Consider the following 6,541-nt stretch of genomic DNA (forward strand, 5'->3'; position numbering starts at 1 on the left):
GGAACTACTCGTCTAGTGGTGGAAGCCGGTCGCGGCGGCCTTGTCGCGGGTGATCGGGTGCGGCTGCTTGCGCAGTTCGGGCAGCAGCCGCCCCAGATCCTCCAGGAACAGCTCGGCGAGGTCGGAGGAGAACCCGTTGCGGCACACCACGCGCAGCACGGACAGGTCCTGCCGGTTCTCCGGGAAGGTGTACGCCGGCACCAGCCAGCCCCGCTCGCTCAGCCGCCGCGCCACGTCGAACACGTCGTACGCGGTGACGTCGTCGGTGGTGGTGAAGGCGAACACCGGCAGCTCGTCGCCCCGTGTGAGCAGCCGGAAGTCACCGAACGCGGCCACCTGCTCGGCGAGTCCGGTGGCGACGTCCCGCGTGGACTGCTGCACCGCCCGGAACCCCTCGCGGCCCAGCCGCAGGAAGGTGTAGTACTGCGCGACGACCTGGGCGCCCGGCCGCGAGAAGTTCAGCGCGAAGGTCGGCATGTCGCCGCCCAGGTAGTTCACCCGGAACACCAGCTCCTCGGGCAGCTCGGCGGGCGACCGCCACAGCGCCCAGCCCACCCCGGGGTACACCAGCCCGTACTTGTGCCCGGACGTGTTGATCGACGCCACCCTCGGCAGCCGGAAGTCCCACACGAGGTCCTCGTCGAGGAACGGCGCGACCATGGCGCCCGACGCCCCGTCGACATGCACGGGCACGTCGAGCCCCGTGCGCTCCTGCAGCTCGTCGAGCGCCGCGCACAGCTCCGCGATCGGCTCGTAGGACCCGTCGAAGGTGGACCCGAGGACACCCACCACCCCGATGGTGTTCTCGTCGCACAGCGCGGCGGCCGCCGCCGGGTCGAGGTGGAACCGGTCGCCCTCCATGGGCACCTGCCGGGCCTCCACCTCCCAGAAGTTGCAGAACTTCTCCCAGCAGACCTGCACATTGACGCCCATGATCAGATTGGGTCGCGCGTCCGCCGAGGGGTACCGGTCGGCGTTGCGCCGCGCCCACCGCCGTTTGAGGGCCATCCCGGCGAGCATGCACGCCTCACTGGACCCGGTGGTCGAGCAGCCGACGGCCGTGGCCGGGTCCGGCGCGTTCCACAGATCGGCGAGCATCGCCACACAGCGCCGCTCCAGCTCCGCCGTGCGCGGGTACTCGTCCTTGTCGATCATGTTCTTGTCCCGGCACTCACTCATCAGGACGGCGGCCTGCGGCTCCATCCAGGTGGTGACGAACGTGGCGAGGTTCAGCCGCGCGTTGCCGTCCAGCATGAGTTCGTCGTGGACCAGCTGATACGCCGTGGAGGGCGTCAGCGGGCCGTCCGGCAGCCGGTGCCTGGGCGGGGCCTCCGCCATACCGGCGACCGGATCGGCCGCGCCGTAGAAGGGGTTCACGGCGATCCGCCGCCGGTCGCCGTCGTGCCGCCGGTCGTCCGGGGCGAGGGGGTCCCATCGGTGCAGTGGCATGTCTTCGACGGTAGGTGCGGTACGGGGGACTTGCACCTCACGCGACGTGAGGACCCAGGCTGGACGGAGACCGAAGGGAGGAGCGGAACATGAGCCACACCGTGGGGCAGGTCTCCGGATTCGCCGGGATCACGGTGCGCACGCTGCACCACTACGACGAGATCGGCCTGCTCGTACCGAGCGAACGCACCCACGCGGGGCACCGCCGTTACAGCGACGCCGACCTCGACCGGCTGCAGCAGATCCTGTTCTACCGGGAACTCGGTTTCCCCCTCGACGAGGTCGCGGCCCTGCTCGACGACCCGGAGACGGACCCGCGGGCGCACCTGCGCCGCCAGCACGAGCTGCTGACCGCCCGGATCGAGAAGCTGCAGAAGATGGCCGCGGCCGTGGAGCACGCCATGGAGGCACGGAAGATGGGAATCAACCTCACGCCCGAGGAGCGGTTCGAGGTCTTCGGGGACAAGGACCCCGAGCAGTACGCCGAGGAGGCCGAGCAGCGCTGGGGCGGCACCGACGCGTACGCCGAGTCGCAGCGACGAGCCGCCTCGTACACCAAGGACGACTGGAAGCGCATGCAGGCCGAGGTGGCCGACTGGGGCGCGCGCTACGACGCCCTGATGACCGCCGGCGAACCGGCGACCGGCGAGGCCGCGATGGACATGGCCGAGGAGCACCGCCTGCACATCTGCCGCTGGTTCTACGAGTGCCCCTACGACATGCACCGTTCCCTCGGCGAGATGTACGTCGCCGACGAGCGGTTCAAGGCGTTCTACGACTCCATGCGCCCGGGGCTCGCGGAGCACCTGAGGGAGGCGATCACGGCCAACGCCACCCGTGCGCGCCCCTGAGCACACAGCTTGGTCCCAGGGCGGGCACAGGGCACTCTGGAGGAGCCCGTGGAACCTGAGGGCGTGACCGTGCGTTGATAGCTTTGGTCACCCCTGTGGGTCCTCACCCGCGGGCCCTCACTTGCCTCTCACCCCCAGGAGCCCGGAACCGTGACGACGATCGCCCTCGGACCGAGCTGGCTGGACCCGGATTATCTGCTCGACTCGTTCGGGATCTGGGGCCTGCTCGTGATCGTGTTCGCCGAGTCCGGCCTCCTCATCGGCTTCTTCCTGCCGGGTGACTCGCTGCTGTTCACGGCCGGCATGCTCATCGCGACCGATGTGCTGGACTTCCCGCTGTGGGCGGCCATCGTGCTGATCTGCGTCTCGGCGATCCTGGGCGACCAGGCGGGCTACATGTTCGGCAAGAAGGTCGGCCCCGCCCTCTTCAAGCGGCCCGACTCCCGCCTGTTCAAGCAGGAGAACGTCACCAAGGCCCACGAGTTCTTCGAGAAGCACGGCCCGAAGTCCCTCGTCCTGGCCCGCTTCGTGCCCATCGTGCGCACGTTCACGCCGATCATCGCCGGCGTCAGCGGCATGAAGTACCGCTCGTTCCTGATCTTCAACGTCGTCGGCGGCGTCCTCTGGGGCGCGGGCGTCACGCTGCTGGGCGCCTGGCTCGGTCAGATCGACTTCGTCCGCAAGAACATCGAGGCGATGCTGATCCTGATCGTCCTCATCTCGGTGCTCCCGATCATCATCGAGCTGCTGAAGGCCCGTAAGGCGAAGAAGAACCAGCCCGAACAGCCCCCGGCCGCCGCCCCGGTGATGGACGACGCGACGACCCAGCTCCGCCGCGTCCCCTCCGCCGACCAGCCCCAGCCGTACGCCCAGCAGCCCCCACACCAGCAGCAGTACGACCAGCACCAGGGCTACGACAACCAGGGCTACCAGGGCTACCCGAACCAGGGCTACGACAACGGCGGCCACCAGGACCACGGCTACCAGCAGCCTCCGCAGCAGCAGCCGTACGCCCCGCAGTACCCCCAGGGCAACCAGTACCCGCAGGACCACAACCAGGGGCAGAACCAGGGCCACAACCAGGGCTACCAGGGGCAGAACTACCCGCAGTACTGACCCGCCGCCCCCGCCCAAGACTCCGCGCCCTTGTCACCCAGGGGCGCGGATCGCTTTTCAGGAGCGCGGGGAACTGCGCGATCAGCCCGAGACGACCCGCAGCCGCCCGCGAACAGCACACCCCCGGGCAGCAGGCGCTCAGAAACCGCGGGTCCGCTTCGCCGCCTTGCGCCCCGCCCGGGCGGCCCCCGGCAGGAACAGCCGGAACAGCTCCGACCCGAGGTTCACCCCGATGGCGATCGCCATGGCCAGCGCCGCCGCCTTCGTCAGCGACACCAGCCCCGCGTCCACGTCGTTCTGCGCGAACGCCAGCAGCCCGAAGTACGTCGCGGAACCCGGCAGCAGCGGCCCGATCGCCGCCGTCGTGTACGGCAGCGCCGACGCGAACCGGTACCGGGACAGCAACTGCCCGAACAGCCCCACCAGGCCCGCGGCCACCGCCGTGGACGCGACAGGCGAGATCCCGCCCGCGTAGTGCATCGCCCCGTACACCGACCAGGCCACACCCCCGTTGAGGGTCACCGCCAGCACGGTGGATCGTTCCTGCTGGAGCAGGACCGCGAAGGTCAGCGACAGCAGCATCGACGCCACGAGCTGCAGCACGGGCCGCTCGGCGGTGCTCAGCGCCGCGTCCGGGTTCAGCTGGGCCCCCAGCTTCACCCCGAAGTACAGGACGAACAGCACCCCCACCACGATGCCCACGAAGAGGTACATGACCTCCAGCAGGCGGGCGGAGGCGGTGATGTAGAAGCCGGTCAGCCCGTCCTGGACGCCCGCGACGAGCGCCCGCCCGGGCAGCAGGGCGAACAGCCCACCGGTGATGACGGCGGCGGCCTCCACGTCCACATGGAACACGGTCAGCAACACGCCGATCGCCGCCGGCGGCATCGCCGCCACCAGGAACTGGTAGAACTCCGGCAGCCCCCGCCCCGAGCACACCCACGCCAGCCGGTCGCCCAGCATGGCCCCCAGCGCGGCAGCCACGAACACCACGACGCCACCTCCGACCAGCGTGGACGCGGCACCCGCCAGCAGCCCGCTGGAGGCCGTCAGCACCCAGCCCGGATACGGGTGCCGGTTGCGCCGTATCTCCGCGAGCCGCCGGTACGCCTCCTCCAGCGAGATCACGTTCTCCGGGTCGCTGAGGTCGTCCACCAGCCGGAAGACGGCCGCGAGCCGTGTGTAGTCGGTGACCCGGCGCCGCACGATCCGCGAGGCGGTGACCGGGTCGTCCACCAGCGACGGCTGATGGGTCACCGACAACTGGGTGAACGTCACCGTCGGCTCGCAGCGGTCCAGGCCGTAGGACCGGCAGACGGCGAACATCGCCGCCTCCACGTCCTCCGCGCCCTCACCGCCCGCGAGCAGCAGCTCCCCGATACGCAGCGTCAGGTCGAGCACCCGCGGCACGGCGGGCCCCGACTCGCCCTCCGCGCGCACCGGCTCCGGCGCGGGCCGCTCCGCCACCGGCATCCGCAGCATGGTCCGCATCCGGTCCTGCCACGGCACGTCCTTGGTCAGACTGACGGCCGGGATGCCGTTGGCCGGCGTGAACGCGGGCGGCGCCTGCTTCGCGCGGTACGTCCGCGGCGTGCTGAACGCCGACCCCTCCTGCTCCCCGGCCACCGGCTCGGGCTGCGTGAGCCCCCGCGGCAGCGCGAACTCCGAGGTCGTCTGCGACTCCGGCTCCACCGCGGCCGGCGGCACGTCCAGCCCGGCGGGGATCGCGAACTCCGACGTCACCGACGACTCGCCGTCGATCCCCGGAACAGGGCCCGCCTGGGCCGCCGCTCTCACGGCGGCGAAGGCGCTGCTCGCCTCGTCCGACACCGGCTTGCGGTCCTCGCGTCCCGTCACTCCCACTCCGCGGCGCTCCCTGTACGACAGCTCCAGTACGCCTCAGTATGCGCGGCGCTACACACCGGTACGCGAACGGGCCACGCGTCCCACAAGGGGACACGCGGCCCGTTCGGTTCCACGGCCTGCAAGGCGGGAGGTCAGTGACCGCCCTGCTCCTTGAAGCGCTTGTACGACTTCTCGACCTCGGCCTCGGCCTCGGCGCGGCCGACCCAGTCGGCGCCCTCGACGGACTTGCCGGGCTCCAGGTCCTTGTAGACCTCGAAGAAGTGCTGGATCTCCAGGCGGTCGAACTCCGAGACGTGGTGGATGTCACGCAGGTGCTCCACACGCGGGTCGGACGCCGGGACGCACAGCAGCTTGTCGTCGCCACCGGCCTCGTCGGTCATCCGGAACATGCCGATCGCGCGGCACTTGATGAGACAGCCGGGGAAGGTCGGCTCCTCCAGGATGACCAGCGCGTCCAGCGGGTCGCCGTCCTCGCCGAGGGTGTTCTCGACGAAGCCGTAGTCGGCCGGGTAGCTGGTCGAGGTGAAGAGCCGACGGTCCAGGCGGATCCGACCGGTCTCGTGGTCCACCTCGTACTTGTTCCGCGAACCCTTCGGAATCTCGATCGTGACGTCGAACTCCACCGGTGGCTCCTCCATGATCAACACATAGTTCTGGTGGTTAAGTGTCCCTCACGCAGGTGTGTGATCGCGAAAGGGGCTGGTGGTCGTGCCCGAGCCGAAGGTCTGGCGGGCCGCGAGACCGCATGTGGTGCGGGTCGCGCGCGCCGTGAAACCGGGTGTCGTGCGGATGACGCACGCCGTGAAACCCGGTGCCGCGCGCGTCGCACGGGTGGTGAAACCCGGTGTCGTACGCGTCGCGAGCGCCGTCGGCGCGCGCTCTTCGCGGCTCGCGGGGAGCACGAAGAACCTCACGAACCTCCAGCTCACCGCGGGTGCTGCCACCCTGGGGCTGGTGCTCTCGGCCGGCGCCGTCCTCGCCGCCGGGCCCTGGGACTCCACCGGTCAGCGTACGGCCGAGCGCGACTGGGCCGCATCGCACGGTCACGAGGGTGGCGCAGATCACGGACGTAATTCCGGTACGTCGTCCGGTACGGCCCAGGGGGCGCCCAGGCCCGCGCCGAGCGCCCCCTCCGTACTGACCGGCCTCGGCGGCGCCTCCGGCGCGGACTCCATGCCCGGCGGCGACGCCCTCGCCGCCGTCCTCGACCCGCTGCTGGAGGCCCCGGCGCTCGGCCCCCGCCGCGCGGCGGCCGTCGT

5 protein-coding genes and 1 pseudogene are annotated in these 6,541 nt (G+C 70.6%); 3 read left to right on the top strand and 3 right to left on the bottom strand.

Features of this window, described 5'->3' with window-relative positions; translation table 11 throughout:
- Nucleotides 1-12: 12 nt before the first annotated feature.
- Nucleotides 13-1,449, bottom strand: coding sequence for a glutamate decarboxylase (gene gad, locus AOK23_RS13680; RefSeq protein WP_055712988.1), 1,437 nt, complete (start codon nt 1,447-1,449; stop codon nt 13-15).
- An 89-nt stretch (nt 1,450-1,538) separates the two neighbouring features.
- Here gad and AOK23_RS13685 point away from each other — a divergent pair, with 89 nt between their 5' ends.
- Entirely contained in the window at nt 1,539-2,300 is a 762-nt protein-coding gene (locus tag AOK23_RS13685) for a MerR family transcriptional regulator (RefSeq protein ID WP_055712989.1), read from the top strand.
- Between the two features lie 150 nt (nt 2,301-2,450).
- The gene (locus AOK23_RS13690; protein WP_055712990.1) at nt 2,451-3,416 is read left to right on the top strand and encodes a DedA family protein; all 966 of its coding nucleotides are present in this window, start codon (nt 2,451-2,453) and stop codon (nt 3,414-3,416) included.
- Nucleotides 3,417-3,554: 138 nt separating this feature from the next.
- Here AOK23_RS13690 and AOK23_RS13695 read toward each other — a convergent pair whose 3' ends face one another.
- Together AOK23_RS13695 and AOK23_RS13700 are read right to left on the bottom strand one after the other, a co-directional pair.
- Nucleotides 3,555-5,273 (bottom strand): threonine/serine exporter family protein, encoded by a 1,719-nt coding sequence (locus AOK23_RS13695; protein ID WP_107102783.1) that lies wholly within the window; start codon nt 5,271-5,273, stop codon nt 3,555-3,557.
- A gap of 140 nt (nt 5,274-5,413) precedes the next feature.
- Nucleotides 5,414-5,905, bottom strand: coding sequence for an inorganic diphosphatase (locus tag AOK23_RS13700; RefSeq protein ID WP_055520960.1), 492 nt, complete (start codon nt 5,903-5,905; stop codon nt 5,414-5,416).
- A gap of 79 nt (nt 5,906-5,984) precedes the next feature.
- On the opposite strand from AOK23_RS13700, the pseudogene AOK23_RS48825 reads away from it, so the two are divergent.
- Nucleotides 5,985-6,541, top strand: a pseudogene (locus AOK23_RS48825) (D-alanyl-D-alanine carboxypeptidase/D-alanyl-D-alanine endopeptidase); the annotation flags it as partial.

The sequence above is a fragment of the Streptomyces torulosus genome, assembly GCF_001419765.1.
GTDB lineage: Bacteria > Actinomycetota > Actinomycetes > Streptomycetales > Streptomycetaceae > Streptomyces > Streptomyces torulosus.

Coding starts and splice junctions, on each gene's coding strand:
- AOK23_RS13685 (WP_055712989.1), top strand. CDS start 1,539: ATGAGCCACACCGTGGGGCAGGTCTCCGGATTCGCCGGGATCACGGTG.
- gad (WP_055712988.1), bottom strand. CDS start 1,449: ATGCCACTGCACCGATGGGACCCCCTCGCCCCGGACGACCGGCGGCAC.